The sequence below is a fragment of the Pseudomonas sp. DTU12.1 genome (assembly GCF_009873475.1).
In the GTDB taxonomy this organism is placed as follows: Bacteria; Pseudomonadota; Gammaproteobacteria; order Pseudomonadales; family Pseudomonadaceae; genus Aquipseudomonas; species Aquipseudomonas proteolytica.
Window position 1 is genome coordinate 950716 of the sequence record NZ_CP045254.1, and the last position, 16260, is coordinate 966975.

Annotated in this window: 9 protein-coding genes, 2 tRNA genes and 3 rRNA genes; 8 read left to right on the forward strand and 6 right to left on the reverse strand. The window is 57.7% G+C overall.

Features of this window, described 5'->3' with window-relative positions; all coding sequences use genetic code 11:
* The first annotated feature begins 49 nt into the window (after positions 1–49).
* A complete protein-coding gene (locus tag GDV60_RS04110) occupies positions 50–1138 on the forward strand; it encodes a calcium:proton antiporter (protein ID WP_092233230.1) in 1089 nt (362 codons plus the stop codon).
* Here the strand turns inward: GDV60_RS04110 and GDV60_RS04115 are convergent, their stop codons facing one another.
* The 6 genes from GDV60_RS04115 to GDV60_RS04140 all read right to left on the reverse strand — a co-directional run bounded on the left by GDV60_RS04115 (position 1139) and on the right by GDV60_RS04140 (position 7297).
* On the reverse strand, positions 1139–2494 hold the full coding sequence (locus GDV60_RS04115; RefSeq protein ID WP_159906384.1) for an 8-oxoguanine deaminase: 1356 nt from the start codon (positions 2492–2494) through the stop codon (positions 1139–1141).
* A 326-nt stretch (positions 2495–2820) separates the two neighbouring features.
* Entirely contained in the window at positions 2821–3507 is a 687-nt protein-coding gene (locus tag GDV60_RS04120) for an SDR family oxidoreductase (protein WP_159906386.1), read from the reverse strand.
* Positions 3508–3553: 46 nt separating this feature from the next.
* Positions 3554–4135: a YigZ family protein gene (locus GDV60_RS04125; RefSeq protein ID WP_159906388.1), complete on the reverse strand. Its 582-nt coding sequence runs from the start codon at positions 4133–4135 to the stop codon at positions 3554–3556.
* Positions 4136–4148: 13 nt separating this feature from the next.
* Positions 4149–4808 (reverse strand): TetR/AcrR family transcriptional regulator, encoded by a 660-nt coding sequence (locus tag GDV60_RS04130; protein ID WP_104911518.1) that lies wholly within the window; start codon positions 4806–4808, stop codon positions 4149–4151.
* Positions 4809–4895: 87 nt separating this feature from the next.
* Complete coding sequence (locus GDV60_RS04135) at positions 4896–6290, reverse strand: uracil-xanthine permease family protein (RefSeq protein WP_154907300.1); 1395 nt, start codon at positions 6288–6290, stop codon at positions 4896–4898.
* 86 nt (positions 6291–6376) lie between these two features.
* Positions 6377–7297: a LysR family transcriptional regulator gene (locus GDV60_RS04140; RefSeq protein ID WP_029297541.1), complete on the reverse strand. Its 921-nt coding sequence runs from the start codon at positions 7295–7297 to the stop codon at positions 6377–6379.
* Positions 7298–7422: 125 nt separating this feature from the next.
* Here GDV60_RS04140 and GDV60_RS04145 point away from each other — a divergent pair, with 125 nt between their 5' ends.
* From GDV60_RS04145 to rrf, 7 genes are all read left to right on the forward strand, one after another.
* On the forward strand, positions 7423–8772 hold the full coding sequence (locus tag GDV60_RS04145) for an aspartate aminotransferase family protein (RefSeq protein ID WP_029297539.1): 1350 nt from the start codon (positions 7423–7425) through the stop codon (positions 8770–8772).
* 74 nt (positions 8773–8846) lie between these two features.
* A complete protein-coding gene (locus GDV60_RS04150; RefSeq protein ID WP_070994359.1) occupies positions 8847–10340 on the forward strand; it encodes a CoA-acylating methylmalonate-semialdehyde dehydrogenase in 1494 nt (497 codons plus the stop codon).
* A gap of 571 nt (positions 10341–10911) precedes the next feature.
* Positions 10912–12448 (forward strand): 16S ribosomal RNA (locus tag GDV60_RS04160).
* 82 nt (positions 12449–12530) lie between these two features.
* Positions 12531–12607: transfer RNA gene (locus GDV60_RS04165), tRNA-Ile, on the forward strand.
* Positions 12608–12637: 30 nt separating this feature from the next.
* Positions 12638–12713 (forward strand) — tRNA-Ala (locus GDV60_RS04170).
* Positions 12714–12960: 247 nt separating this feature from the next.
* Positions 12961–15854, forward strand: a 23S ribosomal RNA gene (locus GDV60_RS04175).
* Between the two features lie 150 nt (positions 15855–16004).
* Positions 16005–16120: ribosomal RNA gene (rrf, locus tag GDV60_RS04180) — 5S ribosomal RNA — on the forward strand.
* The 16S, 23S and 5S rRNA genes sit together here with 2 tRNA genes alongside, the layout of an rRNA operon.
* Positions 16121–16260 lie beyond the last annotated feature (140 nt).

Consider the following 16260-nt stretch of genomic DNA (forward strand, 5'->3'; position numbering starts at 1 on the left):
GCAGTCTGTACCCCATCAATGACTGAATCGCCGCTCGAAAAGGCCCGCAATGCTCACATCCCTCAAGCAAGAAAAATTCATGTGGCTGGCGCTGATCGCCGCCATCGCGGCCTACCCGCTGGAACACTGGCTGCTGCACAGTGGGCAGGCCACGGCGCTGCTCGGTGGCCTGGTGCTGATCGGCTTTATTGTCATGGCTTCGATGCGCGTGGCCCATCACGCCGAACTGCTCGCCGAAAAGGTGGGCGACCCCTACGGCACGATGATCCTGACCCTCGCGGCAGTGCTGGTGGAAGTGGTGATCCTGGCGATCATGATGAGCAACGAGGCGTCGCCGACCCTGGTGCGCGACACGATTTATTCGGCGGTGATGCTGGATATCAACGGCATCCTCGGCCTGGCCGCGCTGATGGGCGGCATCAAGCATGGCGAGCAGTCCTACAACGATGATTCGGCGCGGACCTACAGCGTGATGATCCTGACCGCCATGGGTGTGTCCATGGTGGTGCCGGAATTCATCCCCGAGGCCGACTGGAAAATCTACTCGGCCTTCACCATTGGCGCGATGGTGGTGCTGTATGCCTTGTTCCTGCGCATGCAGGTGGGGCCACACAGTTACTTCTTCAGCTACAGCTATCCGGAAAAACGCCGCAAGACGCTGCCGCAAGAACAGGCGTCGCCGGTCAACCTGACATTCTCCATCGCAACCCTGGTGTTTGGCGTGGTGGTGATTGGCGCATTGGCCGAAGTGATGTCCAAGACCCTGGACCTTGGCCTGGAGGGCACGGGTGCGCCGCCGGTGATCACGGCGATCCTGGTGGCAGCGATTTCTGCCGCGCCGGAGATACTGACCGCGTTGCGTGCAGCGTTGGCCAACCGCATGCAGTCGGTGGTCAACATCGCGCTGGGGGCTTCGTTGTCGACGGTGATCTTGACTGTGCCGGTGATGGAAGCGATGGCGCTGTACACCGGCCAGCCGTTTCAGATGGCGATGACACCGGTGCAGACAGTGATGGTGTTTATCACGCTGATTGTCAGCGCGATCAACCTCAACGATGGCGAAACCAACGCCATCGAAGGGATGACCCACTTTGTGCTGTTTGCGACCTTTATCATGTTGTCGCTGCTGGGTGTGTAGCTAGCCGGCAATCAACTGCCGCGCCGCTTGGCTGTGATCGGCGATCAGGCCCTTGAGGTCCATGCCCTCGATTTGCCCGTCGATCACCCGCCACTTGCCGCCCACCATCACCCGGTCCGCGCGGTCGGCGCCGCACAGCAGCAGCGCCGAAACAGGATCGTGGCTGCCGGAGAAGCGCAGCTCATCAAGCTTGAACAGCGCCAGGTCAGCTTGTTTGCCTACGGCCAACTCGCCGATGTCGCTACGGCCGAGCAGTTGCGCAGAGCCTTTGGTGGCCCAGCCCAGCACGCCTTCAGGGGTGATTTTTTCCGCCCCGTAGCGCAGGCGCTGGATATACAGGGCCTGGCGTGCTTCGAGGATCATATTGGACGCGTCGTTGGAGGCTGAACCGTCGACGCCCAGGCCAATCGGCGCGCCGGCGGCGATCAGGTCCAGGGTCGGGCAGATGCCGGAGGCCAGGCGCATGTTGGAGCTTGGGCAGTGGCAAATCCCGGTGCCGGCCGCGCCCAGCCGGGCGATTTCATCGGGGTTGAAGTGAATACCATGGGCCAGCCAGGTACGTGGTCCGAGCCAGCCGACGCTGTCGAGGTAGTCCACGGTGCGCAAGCCGAAGCGTTGCAGGCAGAAGTCTTCTTCGTCGAGGGTTTCGGCCAGATGGGTGTGCAGGCGTACGTCGAGCTGGTTGGCCAGTTCAGCGCTGGCGCTCATGATTTCGGGGGTGACCGAGAACGGCGAGCAGGGCGCCAGGGCGATCTGGATTTGCGCGCCGTCGCCGCGCTCGTGGTAGCGCTTGATCAGGCGCTGGCTGTCTTCGAGAATCACTTCACCCTGCTGCACGGTCTGCTGCGGCGGCAGCCCACCGTCGGCTTCGCCCAGGCTCATGGAACCGCGCGTGAGCATGGCGCGCATGCCCAGTTCGCGCACGCTGTCGACTTGCACGTCGATCGCATTTTCCAGGCCGTCGGGGAACAGGTAGTGGTGGTCGGCGGCGGTGGTGCAGCCCGAGAGCAGTAATTCTGCCAGGGCGACCTTGCTGGCCAGCGCGAGTTTTTCCGGGGTCAGGCGTGCCCACACCGGGTACAGGGTTTTCAGCCAGGGGAACAACGGCTGGTTGACCACCGGCGCCCAGGCGCGGGTCAGGGTTTGGTAGAAGTGATGGTGGGTGTTGATCATGCCGGGAAGGATCACATGCTCGCGCGCGTCGAAGGTTTGTTCGCAGGCCATGCTCGGTTGTTGGCCGAGGGCGAGCACTTCGACGATCACGCCGTCTTGCAGCACCAGGCCGCCACGGGCATCGAGGGCATTGGCGGTGAAGATCGCGAGAGGGTTTTTTAACCAGATACGGGTCGCAGGCATTGGCCGGCTCCTCTGAATGATGGGTTCAGGTTTGCCAGCTCAGTGTTGCCCTGTCTGCTGATCCAGGGTCGCCGGTAAGGGCGAGGAGGGAAGTCTACGTGGAGTGAGCGGTGGGGTCTATCCACCGCTCATCGGTGGTGAGTGTGTTGTGGCAAGTTGGCTTGTCGTGGCGAGCGGGCTTGCCCCGCGCTGGGCTGCGTAGCAGCCCTGAAACCTGGCGCCGAGGTGTGTCTGAAAAAATAGGGTGAGCTTGTTGGGGCTGCTGCGCAGCCCAGCGCGGGGCAAGCCCGCTCGCCACAACAAGCCCGCGCGCCATCGCTACAGTCTTACCAGGGAATGGTCTGGCCCTTGTAGTTGACGAAGTGATGGCCGCCCTTGCCGGTGTAGGCGTTCACTTGGGCAATCAGGCCGCGCACGCTGGTCTCCACATCCAGGTCGGCACCTTCGCCGCCCATATCGGTCTTGACCCACCCCGGGTGCAGTGACAGTACGGTCAACTTCTGCTCGCCCAATTGCGTTACAAAGCTGTTGGTCATGGAGTTCAGCGCGGCTTTGCTCGCCTTGTACAGCGCCAGGTCCGGCGCATCGGGCATGGTTACGCTGCCCAGTACCGAACTCATGAATGCCAGTACGCCACTGCCTTGGCGGATCTGCGGGGCAAAGCGTTGGGCCAGGTTGATCGGTGCCACGGCGTTGGTGAAAAACAGTTGGCCGACTTCGGCCTGGGTCGCGTGGCCTGGGGTCTGGATGGCCGGGCCCTTGACGCCGGCGTTGACGAACAGCAGGTCGAAGGTGCGGTCCTTGAGGCGCTGGCTCAGGGCGATCACGGCCTGCTGGTCGTCCATGTCGAGTTTCTCGATCTGGACCGGGCCCACAGCTTTCAGGGCATCGGCCTTGCTTGGGTCACGCACGGTGGCGGTCACATCCCAGCCGTCCGGGAGCAATTGCTTGACCAGGCCCAGGCCCAGCCCGCGCGAGGCGCCGATGATCAATGCGGTTTTTGGCGTAGACATGAAGGCTTCCTTTGGCGTCGAGGTTCAGTGAACAACATTATCAGGTTCAACGTTGCAGCAGGATTCGCCCACGGCTCAGGTCGGCCAACTGCGATTGCAGGGTGTCGATATGGGCTTCGCCGAGTGCCAGTTGCAGCTCCACGCCGTTGGCGGTGAAGGTTTCTTCCAGGACCAGGCCGCCCAGTTCGGCGACACGCAGCTTTACCAGCGGCAACTCAGCAAAACCACAGGCACAGCTCAAGGGCACGCGGCTGATCAACTCGACCCGTTCGGCGTTTTGCAGGCATTTATTGGCGCCGCCCCCATAGGCACGGGCCAGGCCACCGGTGCCCAGTTGGATGCCGCCGTACCAGCGGACCACCAGCACCGCGACCTGGTCAAACCCCTGGGCCTCGATGGCGGCCAGGATCGGGCGCCCGGCGGTGCCGCCGGGTTCGCCGTCATCGTTGCTGCGGTATTGCCCGCCCAGTTTCCAGGCCCAGCAGTTATGTGTGGCGTTGAGGTCGCTGTGCTGCTCGATAAACGCCTGTGCGTCTTGCGGGCTGGTAATCGGTGCAGCAAAGGTGATGAAGCGGCTTTTGCGGATTTCTTCGCGAAATTCACAAAAGCCCGTAAGGGTGAAAGGCATCGGGTCGCTTCGTTCAGAGGGCCGGCTTGATGCCACAGCCCTTGAGAATAATGTGGATGAGGTTGGTGCCAGCGTCTTCCATGTCCTGCTTGGTCAGCTTGGTGCGCCCGGTCACGCGGCAGATCTGGGTCGCGAAGTCGGCGTAATGCTGGGTGCTGCCCCACAGCAGGAAGATCAAGTGTACCGGATCCACGGGGTCCATCTTGCCGGCATCGATCCAGGCCTGGAATACCGCGGCCCGGCCACTGAACCAGGTGCGGTAGTCCTGGCTGAAATATTCGGTAAGGCATTCGCCGCCGCTGATGATCTCCATGGCGAAAATCCGCGAGGCCTGTGGTTGGCGTCGCGAGTATTCCATCTTGGTGCGGATATAGCGGGTCAGCGCCTCGGCGGGATCATCCTCGGCGGTGAGGGTGTTGAAGGTGCTGTCCCACAGTTCGAGGATATTGCTCAGCACCGCGATGTACAGCCCCAGCTTATTGGTGAAGTAATAATGCAGGTTGGCCTTCGGCAGCCCGGCACTCGCGGCGATGGTGTTCATGCTGGTGCCTTTGTAGCCGTGCCGGGCGAATTCGTCTTCGGCGGCCTGGATGATCGCTTGTTCGTTCTTTTGTCGAATGCGGCTGGCGGGTTTTCCGGCGTGGCTGTTGTGGGCAGGAACTTCGAGGCTCATGGAGGTTTCCGTGCAGATCGATGAATGCGATTGCTGCACAGATAACCCACCCTCAAGCCTCAGACAAGTCCCGATACGATAAAAGCGTCAAAGCGGTTCCAGTGTGTCGTTTTCCACGAGTGGATTTGCGGCGCGCGTTTCGGCCTTGGATTCCGGCAGGATCAGGCACAGCACAATTGCCGTCAGCCCGCCGCTGGTGATGGCCGAGTCGAACAGGTTTTGCACCAGGGTTGGCATCAGGTGCAACAAATTCGGTTGCGCGGCGATGCCCAGGCCGACCCCAAACGAGGTGGCGATGATCAGCATGCTGCGTCGGTCCAGCGGGGCCTGGGCCAGGATGCGCACGCCGGCGGCGGCCACACTGCCGAACATTACCAGGGTCGCCCCGCCGAGCACCGGCTTGGGGATTTGCTGCAGTACCGCGCCAATCAGCGGAAACAGCCCGAGACAAAACAGCACCACGCCGATGTATAGCCCCACATAGCGGCTGGCGACGCCGGTCAACTGAATCACCCCGTTGTTCTGGGCGAAGGTGGTGTTGGGAAAGGCGCTGAAGGTGGCGGCGATCATGCAGCTGACGCCATCCCCGAGCACGCCGCCCTTGAGCCGGCTTATATAGGAAGGGCCGCTGATGGGTTGGCGGGCGATCATGCAGTTGGCGGTGAGGTCGCCGACGGTTTCGATGCTGCTGATCAGATAAATCAGCGCGACCGGCAGGAAGGCGCTCCAGTCGAAGTTGAAACCAAAGCGGAACGGTGTCGGCAGGCTGATCAAGGGCAGGTCGGGCAGGGGCTGGGGTACCAGTTTGCCGCTGAACCATGCAGCGAGGCTGCCCAGTACCAGGCCGATGATGATCGCGCTAAGGCGTACCCACGGCGTATCCGAACGGTTGAGCAGGATAATCGTCAGCACCACGAACAGGCCCAGGGCCAGGTTGGTCGGCGCGCCAAAGTCCGGGGCATTGAAGCCGCCGCCCAGGTCGGTGATGCCCACTTTGATCAGGCTGATGCCAATCAGGGTAATCACAATGCCGGTCACCAGCGGCGTGATGACCCGGCGCAATTGGCCGATAAAACGGCTCAGCACGATCTGCACCAGCGCGCCGAAAAAGCACACGCCGAAAATCATCGCCAGGATGTCTTCCGGGCTGCCGCCGCGCTGCTTGACCAGGAAACCCGCTGACAAGACCGCGCCGAGAAAGGCAAAGCTGGTGCCTTGCAGGCAGATCATCCCCGCGCCAATTCCAAACGGCCTACGCGCTTGGATGAAGGTGCCGACACCGGAAACCATCAACGCCATGCTGATCAGGTAGGGCAGGTGGGCGGCCAGGCCCAGGGTGGAGCCGATGATCAGTGGCGGGGTGATGATGCCGACGAAGCTGGCGAGCACATGTTGCAGTGCCGCGAGCAAGGCGGGCAGTGGTTTGGGGCGGTCGTTGAGACCGTAGATCAGGTCGCTGGCGCTGGAGGATTCTGGTGGCATGGCATGTGGACTCAGGGCTGACGGTTCATGGTCCCTGTGCCTTGCAAAAAGCTGTCCACTTGCTCAGGTTTTGTGTGGAGCCCGTATCAGCGGGTCGCGGCCAGGCTTTCGAGGAAGCTTTCCAGCACCAAATGAGGGCGGCGGCCTTTGCGCGTGACCGAAGCCAGGCTTAAATCGTAAAAGCGTGTAGGCGGTTTCAGCGCACGCAGTCGGCCTTGTTGTACCCACAGACTGGCGTAGTGATCGGGCAGGTAGCCGATATAGCGCCCGGTAAGGATCAGGAAGGCCATGCCTTCGCGGTCGGACGCGCTGGCGGTGCAGTTGAGCGCCTGATAATGGGCCTGGATATCGGCGGGCAGGCGGAAGGTCGGTGCGATGGCGTCCTGGCTGTTGATGCGTTGATCGTCCAATTGCTTGTCGTCGGCGTAAAACAGCGGGTGGCCCACCGCGCAGTAGAGCAGCGAACGCTCGCTGTACAGGGGTTGGTATTCCAGGCCCGACAGGGCGCTGGCCTGGGGGACCACGCCGACATGCAGGCGCCCGTCGAGCACGCCTTGCTCAACTTCATTGGGGGCGATCATGCGGATCTGGATTTGCACGTCGGGGCCGCGCTCTTTCAACTGCGCCAGTGCATGGGTGATGCGCATATGGGGCAGGGTCACCAGGTTATCGGTCAGGCCGATGATCAGTTCGCCGCGCAGGTGTTGGTGCAGGCCGTTGACCTCGGTGCGGAAACTTTCCAGCGCACTTAACAGTTGCAGGGCCGATTGGTAGACCTCCCGGCCTTCTTCCGTCAGGGAGAAACCGGCGCGCCCGCGTTGGCACAGACGCAGGCCCAGGCGCTGCTCGAGATCGCTCATTTGCTGGCTGATCGCAGAGCGACCAATGCCCAGCACGGTTTCCGCCGCCGAGAAGCCTCCGCACTCCACCACGCTGCGGAAGATGCGCAACAGGCGGATATCGAAGTCGCTCACTTGGGCCAGCGGGTCGGGTCGGCGGCTGCTCATAGTTTAGTAAAAGCCTGACTGAAGGTTAGAAGAGTTGCATTTCCCAGACTTTATCCCCGTGGCAATTTAGCTGCAACAACGCTTTTCAATCCCGACGCTGCCTTTTGCCCTGCGAGGTTTTGCTGATGAACATGCCCGAAAACGCCCCATCCACCCTGGCCAGCCAGCTGAAGCTGGATGCTCACTGGATGCCTTACACCGCCAACCGCAACTTCCAACGCGACCCGCGTCTGATCGTGGGGGCCGAAGGCAGTTGGTTGATCGATGACAAGGGGCGTCGGGTGTACGACTCGTTGTCGGGCCTGTGGACCTGCGGCGCGGGGCACACCCGCAAGGAAATCCAGGAAGCCGTCGCCAAACAACTCGGCACCCTGGATTACTCGCCGGGCTTCCAATACGGCCATCCTTTGTCCTTCCAGTTGGCGGAAAAGATCACCGACCTGACCCCCGGCAATCTGAACCATGTGTTCTTCACCGACTCCGGTTCCGAGTGCGCCGATACAGCAGTGAAGATGGTGCGTGCGTACTGGCGCCTAAAGGGACAGGCGACCAAGACCAAGATGATCGGGCGTGCCCGTGGTTATCACGGGGTGAACATCGCCGGTACCAGCCTGGGTGGCGTCAACGGCAACCGTAAGATTTTTGGCCAGGCGATGATGGATGTCGATCACCTGCCTCACACGCTGCTGGCGAGCAATGCCTTCTCCCGCGGCATGCCGGAGCTGGGTGGTATTGCCCTGGCTGACGAGTTGCTCAAGCTGATCGAGTTGCATGATGCGTCGAACATTGCTGCGGTGTTCGTTGAGCCGATGGCAGGCTCGGCCGGGGTGCTCGTACCGCCGCAGGGCTACCTCAAGCGGCTACGTGAGATCTGTGACCAGCACAATATCCTGCTGGTGTTCGACGAAGTGATCACCGGCTTTGGTCGTACCGGCTCGATGTTCGGTGCAGATAGCTTCGGTGTGACGCCGGACCTGATGTGCATCGCCAAGCAGGTCACCAACGGTGCGATTCCGATGGGGGCAGTGATTGCCAGCAGCGAGATCTATCAGACCTTCATGAACCAGGCGACGCCTGAGTACGCGGTGGAATTCCCACACGGCTACACCTACTCGGCCCACCCGGTAGCCTGCGCGGCCGGGCTGGCGGCATTGGATCTGCTGCAGAAGGAAAACCTGGTGCAGAGCGTGGCCGAAGTCGCACCGCACTTTGAGAATGCGCTGCATGGTCTCAAGGGCAGCAAGAACGTGATCGACATCCGTAACTACGGCCTGGCCGGTGCGATCCAGATCGCCCCGCGTGATGGGGATGCCATCGTGCGTCCATTCGAAGCGGGCATGGCGTTGTGGAAGGCCGGGTTCTATGTGCGCTTTGGCGGCGACACCCTGCAGTTCGGCCCAACCTTCAACAGCAAGCCGCAGGACCTGGATCGCTTGTTCGATGCCGTCGGCGAAGTGCTGAACAAGATCGACTGATTTCTCCTTCTATATAGAACAACAGCCAGGCGCGACGCGTGTCGCGCCTGTGGACAACTTTTCAGGAGCCTTGCATGAGCCTTATCCAGCATTTGATCAACGGCGAACTGGTCAACGACAGCGGTCGCAGCGCCGACGTTTACAACCCTTCTACTGGCCAGGTGATTCACCAGGTGCCATTGGCCAGCCGTGAAACCATTCAACAGGCTATCGACTCGGCCAAGGCCGCATTCCCGGCCTGGCGCAATACGCCGCCGGCCAAGCGCGCCCAGGTGATGTTTCGTTTCAAGCAATTGCTGGAGCAGAACGAAGCCCGTATCTCGCAGTTGATCAGCGAAGAACATGGCAAGACCCTGGAAGATGCTGCCGGTGAGTTGAAGCGCGGGATCGAGAACGTCGAGTACGCGTGTTCGGCGCCGGAGATCCTCAAGGGCGAGTACAGCCGTAACGTCGGCCCGAACATTGATGCCTGGTCCGACTTCCAGCCGCTGGGCGTGGTGGCCGGTATTACGCCGTTCAACTTCCCGGCCATGGTGCCGCTGTGGATGTATCCACTGGCGATCGTCTGCGGTAACTGCTTCATCCTCAAGCCATCGGAGCGCGATCCAAGCTCGACGCTGCTGATTGCCCAACTGTTGCAGGAAGCCGGTTTGCCCAAAGGTGTGTTGAGTGTGGTCCATGGCGACAAGGGCGCGGTGGATGCGCTGATCGAGGCGCCTGAGGTCAAGGCCTTGAGTTTTGTGGGTTCGACGCCGATTGCCGAGTACATCTATTCCGAAGCGACCAAGCGCGGCAAGCGCGTACAGGCGCTGGGCGGGGCGAAGAACCATGCGGTGCTGATGCCGGATGCGGATCTGGATAATGCCGTAAGCGCCTTGATGGGGGCCGCCTATGGCTCCTGCGGCGAGCGTTGCATGGCGATCTCGGTGGCGGTCTGCGTGGGTGACCAGGTGGCGGATGCATTGATTGCCAAGCTGGTACCGCAGGTCAAGGCACTGAAGATTGGTGCAGGTACTTCCTGTGGCTTGGACATGGGGCCACTGGTCTCTGCGCAGGCGCGGGACAAGGTCAGCGGCTATATAGAGGATGGTGTGTCTTCGGGCGCTGAGCTGGTGGTCGATGGGCGTGGCCTGAGCGTTGCTGGGAATGAAGACGGATTCTTCCTGGGTGGCTGCCTGTTTGATCGCGTGACGCCCGAGATGCGCATCTATAAAGAAGAGATCTTTGGCCCAGTGCTGTGCGTCGTCCGGGTGAACAGCCTGGAAGCGGCGATGCAACTGATCAACGACCATGAATATGGTAACGGTACCTGCATTTTCACCCGTGACGGTGAGGCGGCGCGTCTGTTCTGTGACGAGATTGAAGTGGGCATGGTGGGGGTTAACGTGCCATTGCCGGTGCCGGTGGCTTATCACAGCTTTGGCGGCTGGAAGCGTTCGCTGTTTGGCGACTTGCACGCCTATGGGCCGGACGGGGTGCGTTTCTATACCCGTCGCAAGGCGATCACCCAGCGTTGGCCGCAGCGTGCCAGCCATGAAGCGTCGCAGTTTGCCTTCCCTAGTTTGTAAGGTTGGATGAGCAGAAGGCCGGCCCCTTGGGGCCGGCCTTTGCGTTTCTGGGCTTTTTTGATTGATATGACAGAAATGTGAAAGTAACGGTTGACGGCGAATTATATCTGTCTATAATTCGCCCCACTTCCGGCGCAGTCGAAACGGAAAACTCCTTGCTAAACAATGAGTTATGCGAGATTCGACAGCAAGTTACTTCAGTTCATCGAAGCCAAAAGGAAGTTGAAAAAGAGGTGTTGACAGCAGCGTGTAACGCTGTAGAATTCGCCTCCCGCTGACGAGAGATCGGAAGCGCAAGTGGTTGAAGTTGTTGAGGAAAACCTCGAAAGCTTCTGAAAATAACCACTTGACAGCAAATGAGGCTGCTGTAGAATGCGCGCCTCGGTTGAGACGAAAGATCTTAACCAATCGCTCTTTAACAACTGAATCAAGCAATTCGTGTGGGTGCTTGTGGAGTCAGACTGATAGTCAACAAGATTATCAGCATCACAAGTTACTCCGCGAGAAATCAAAGATGTAACCAACGATTGCTGAGCCAAGTTTAGGGTTTCTTAAAAACCCAAAGATGTTTGAACTGAAGAGTTTGATCATGGCTCAGATTGAACGCTGGCGGCAGGCCTAACACATGCAAGTCGAGCGGTAGAGAGAAGCTTGCTTCTCTTGAGAGCGGCGGACGGGTGAGTAATGCCTAGGAATCTGCCTGGTAGTGGGGGATAACGTTCGGAAACGGACGCTAATACCGCATACGTCCTACGGGAGAAAGCAGGGGACCTTCGGGCCTTGCGCTATCAGATGAGCCTAGGTCGGATTAGCTAGTTGGTGGGGTAATGGCTCACCAAGGCGACGATCCGTAACTGGTCTGAGAGGATGATCAGTCACACTGGAACTGAGACACGGTCCAGACTCCTACGGGAGGCAGCAGTGGGGAATATTGGACAATGGGCGAAAGCCTGATCCAGCCATGCCGCGTGTGTGAAGAAGGTCTTCGGATTGTAAAGCACTTTAAGTTGGGAGGAAGGGCAGTAAATTAATACTTTGCTGTTTTGACGTTACCGACAGAATAAGCACCGGCTAACTCTGTGCCAGCAGCCGCGGTAATACAGAGGGTGCAAGCGTTAATCGGAATTACTGGGCGTAAAGCGCGCGTAGGTGGTTAGTTAAGTTGGATGTGAAATCCCCGGGCTCAACCTGGGAACTGCATTCAAAACTGACTGACTAGAGTATGGTAGAGGGTGGTGGAATTTCCTGTGTAGCGGTGAAATGCGTAGATATAGGAAGGAACACCAGTGGCGAAGGCGACCACCTGGACTGATACTGACACTGAGGTGCGAAAGCGTGGGGAGCAAACAGGATTAGATACCCTGGTAGTCCACGCCGTAAACGATGTCAACTAGCCGTTGGGAGCCTTGAGCTCTTAGTGGCGCAGCTAACGCATTAAGTTGACCGCCTGGGGAGTACGGCCGCAAGGTTAAAACTCAAATGAATTGACGGGGGCCCGCACAAGCGGTGGAGCATGTGGTTTAATTCGAAGCAACGCGAAGAACCTTACCAGGCCTTGACATCCAATGAACTTTCTAGAGATAGATTGGTGCCTTCGGGAACATTGAGACAGGTGCTGCATGGCTGTCGTCAGCTCGTGTCGTGAGATGTTGGGTTAAGTCCCGTAACGAGCGCAACCCTTGTCCTTAGTTACCAGCACGTTATGGTGGGCACTCTAAGGAGACTGCCGGTGACAAACCGGAGGAAGGTGGGGATGACGTCAAGTCATCATGGCCCTTACGGCCTGGGCTACACACGTGCTACAATGGTCGGTACAGAGGGTTGCCAAGCCGCGAGGTGGAGCTAATCCCACAAAACCGATCGTAGTCCGGATCGCAGTCTGCAACTCGACTGCGTGAAGTCGGAATCGCTAGTAATCGCGAATCAGAATGTCGCGGTGAATACGTTCCCGGGCCTTGTACACACCGCCCGTCACACCATGGGAGTGGGTTGCACCAGAAGTAGCTAGTCTAACCTTCGGGAGGACGGTTACCACGGTGTGATTCATGACTGGGGTGAAGTCGTAACAAGGTAGCCGTAGGGGAACCTGCGGCTGGATCACCTCCTTAATCGACGACATCAGCTGCTCCATAAGTTCCCACACGAATTGCTTGATTCATTGAAGAAGACGAAAAGAAGCAGCCCGAAATTGGGTCTGTAGCTCAGTTGGTTAGAGCGCACCCCTGATAAGGGTGAGGTCGGCAGTTCGAATCTGCCCAGACCCACCAATTTTGTGTGGGAAACGCCTGTAGAAATACGGGGCCATAGCTCAGCTGGGAGAGCGCCTGCCTTGCACGCAGGAGGTCAACGGTTCGATCCCGTTTGGCTCCACCACTACTGCTTCTGTTTGTATAAAGCTTAGAAATGAGCATTCCATCGTTATGATGGTGAATGTTGATTTCTAGTCTTTGACTAGTTCGTTCTTTAAAAATTTGGGTATGTGATAGAAAGATAGACTGAACGTTACTTTCACTGGTAACGGATCAGGCTAAGGTAAAATTTGTGAGTTCTCTTAGTTGAGAAATTCGAATTTTCGGCGAATGTCGTCTTCACAGTATAACCAGATTGCTTGGGGTTATATGGTCAAGTGAAGAAGCGCATACGGTGGATGCCTTGGCAGTCAGAGGCGATGAAAGACGTGGTAGCCTGCGAAAAGCTTCGGGGAGTCGGCAAACAGACTTTGATCCGGAGATGTCTGAATGGGGGAACCCAGCCATCATAAGATGGTTATCTTACGCTGAATACATAGGCGTAAGAGGCGAACCAGGGGAACTGAAACATCTAAGTACCCTGAGGAAAAGAAATCAACCGAGATTCCCTTAGTAGTGGCGAGCGAACGGGGACTAGCCCTTAAGTGGCTTTGAGATTAGCGGAACGCTCTGGAAAGTGCGGCCATAGTGGGTGATAGCCCTGTACGCGAAAATCTCTTAGTCATGAAATCGAGTAGGACGGAGCACGAGAAACTTTGTCTGAATATGGGGGGACCATCCTCCAAGGCTAAATACTACTGACTGACCGATAGTGAACTAGTACCGTGAGGGAAAGGCGAAAAGAACCCCGGAGAGGGGAGTGAAATAGATCCTGAAACCGTATGCGTACAAGCAGTGGGAGCCCACTTTGTTGGGTGACTGCGTACCTTTTGTATAATGGGTCAGCGACTTATTTTCAGTGGCGAGCTTAACCGAATAGGGGAGGCGTAGCGAAAGCGAGTCTTAATAGGGCGTCTAGTCGCTGGGAATAGACCCGAAACCGGGCGATCTATCCATGGGCAGGTTGAAGGTTGGGTAACACTAACTGGAGGACCGAACCGACTACCGTTGAAAAGTTAGCGGATGACCTGTGGATCGGAGTGAAAGGCTAATCAAGCTCGGAGATAGCTGGTTCTCCTCGAAAGCTATTTAGGTAGCGCCTCATGTATCACTGTAGGGGGTAGAGCACTGTTTCGGCTAGGGGGTCATCCCGACTTACCAAACCGATGCAAACTCCGAATACCTACAAGTGCCGAGCATGGGAGACACACGGCGGGTGCTAACGTCCGTCGTGAAAAGGGAAACAACCCAGACCGTCAGCTAAGGTCCCAAAGTTATGGTTAAGTGGGAAACGATGTGGGAAGGCTTAGACAGCTAGGAGGTTGGCTTAGAAGCAGCCACCCTTTAAAGAAAGCGTAATAGCTCACTAGTCGAGTCGGCCTGCGCGGAAGATGTAACGGGGCTCAAACCATACACCGAAGCTACGGGTATCACCCTCGGGTGATGCGGTAGAGGAGCGTTCTGTAAGCCTGTGAAGGTGAGTTGAGAAGCTTGCTGGAGGTATCAGAAGTGCGAATGCTGACATGAGTAACGACAATGGGTGTGAAAAACACCCACGCCGAAAGACCAAGGTTTCCTGCGCAACGTTAATCGACGCAGGGTTAGTCGGTCCCTAAGGCGAGGCTGAAAAGCGTAGTCGATGGAAAACAGGTTAATATTCCTGTACTTCTGGTTATTGCGATGGAGGGACGGAGAAGGCTAGGCCAGCTTGGCGTTGGTTGTCCAAGTTTAAGGTGGTAGGCTGGAATCTTAGGTAAATCCGGGATTCTAAGGCCGAGAGCTGATGACGAGTTACCCTTTGGGTGACGAAGTGGTTGATGCCATGCTTCCAAGAAAAGCTTCTAAGCTTCAGGTAACCAGGAACCGTACCCCAAACCGACACAGGTGGTTGGGTAGAGAATACCAAGGCGCTTGAGAGAACTCGGGTGAAGGAACTAGGCAAAATGGCACCGTAACTTCGGGAGAAGGTGCGCCGGTGAGGGTGAAGGACTTGCTCCGTAAGCTCATGCCGGTCGAAGATACCAGGCCGCTGCGACTGTTTATTAAAAACACAGCACTCTGCAAACACGAAAGTGGACGTATAGGGTGTGACGCCTGCCCGGTGCCGGAAGGTTAATTGATGGGGTTAGCTAACGCGAAGCTCTTGATCGAAGCCCCGGTAAACGGCGGCCGTAACTATAACGGTCCTAAGGTAGCGAAATTCCTTGTCGGGTAAGTTCCGACCTGCACGAATGGCGTAACGATGGCGGCGCTGTCTCCACCCGAGACTCAGTGAAATTGAAATCGCTGTGAAGATGCAGTGTATCCGCGGCTAGACGGAAAGACCCCGTGAACCTTTACTATAGCTTTGCACTGGACTTTGAATTTGCTTGTGTAGGATAGGTGGGAGGCTTTGAAGCGTGGACGCCAGTCTGCGTGGAGCCAACCTTGAAATACCACCCTGGCAACTTTGAGGTTCTAACTCAGGTCCGTTATCCGGATCGAGGACAGTGTATGGTGGGTAGTTTGACTGGGGCGGTCTCCTCCTAAAGAGTAACGGAGGAGTACGAAGGTGCGCTCAGACCGGTCGGAAATCGGTCGTAGAGTATAAAGGCAAAAGCGCGCTTGACTGCGAGACAGACACGTCGAGCAGGTACGAAAGTAGGTCTTAGTGATCCGGTGGTTCTGTATGGAAGGGCCATCGCTCAACGGATAAAAGGTACTCCGGGGATAACAGGCTGATACCGCCCAAGAGTTCATATCGACGGCGGTGTTTGGCACCTCGATGTCGGCTCATCACATCCTGGGGCTGAAGCCGGTCCCAAGGGTATGGCTGTTCGCCATTTAAAGTGGTACGCGAGCTGGGTTTAGAACGTCGTGAGACAGTTCGGTCCCTATCTGCCGTGGACGTTTGAGATTTGAGAGGGGCTGCTCCTAGTACGAGAGGACCGGAGTGGACGAACCTCTGGTGTTCCGGTTGTCACGCCAGTGGCATTGCCGGGTAGCTATGTTCGGAATAGATAACCGCTGAAAGCATCTAAGCGGGAAACTAGCCTCAAGATGAGATCTCACTGGAACCTTGAGTTCCCTGAAGGGCCGTCGAAGACTACGACGTTGATAGGTTGGGTGTGTAAGCGCTGTGAGGCGTTGAGCTAACCAATACTAATTGCCCGTGAGGCTTGACCATATAACACCCAAGCAATTTGCGTCGAAAGGCCAGATTGCGGTGTGTGAAGACGAAACGAACCGAAAGTTCGATTCTTGCAAACACCGACTTCTATTACATACCCAATTTGCTGAAGCGAGGCCAGCTGGCCACGACTCAGTACCCGAATTTCTTGACGACCATAGAGCATTGGAACCACCTGATCCCATCCCGAACTCAGTAGTGAAACGATGCATCGCCGATGGTAGTGTGGGGTTTCCCCATGTGAGAGTAGGTCATCGTCAAGATTAAATTCCGAAACCCCAATTGCGAAAGCAATTGGGGTTTTGTTTTGGGCGGTAGAAAAGCGCTGATGGGATTTTGCGCTTAGTCCAACACCGCCCATAACGCCCTTCAATGCTAAAGTCGCTGCCTCGATTTTGCTTTT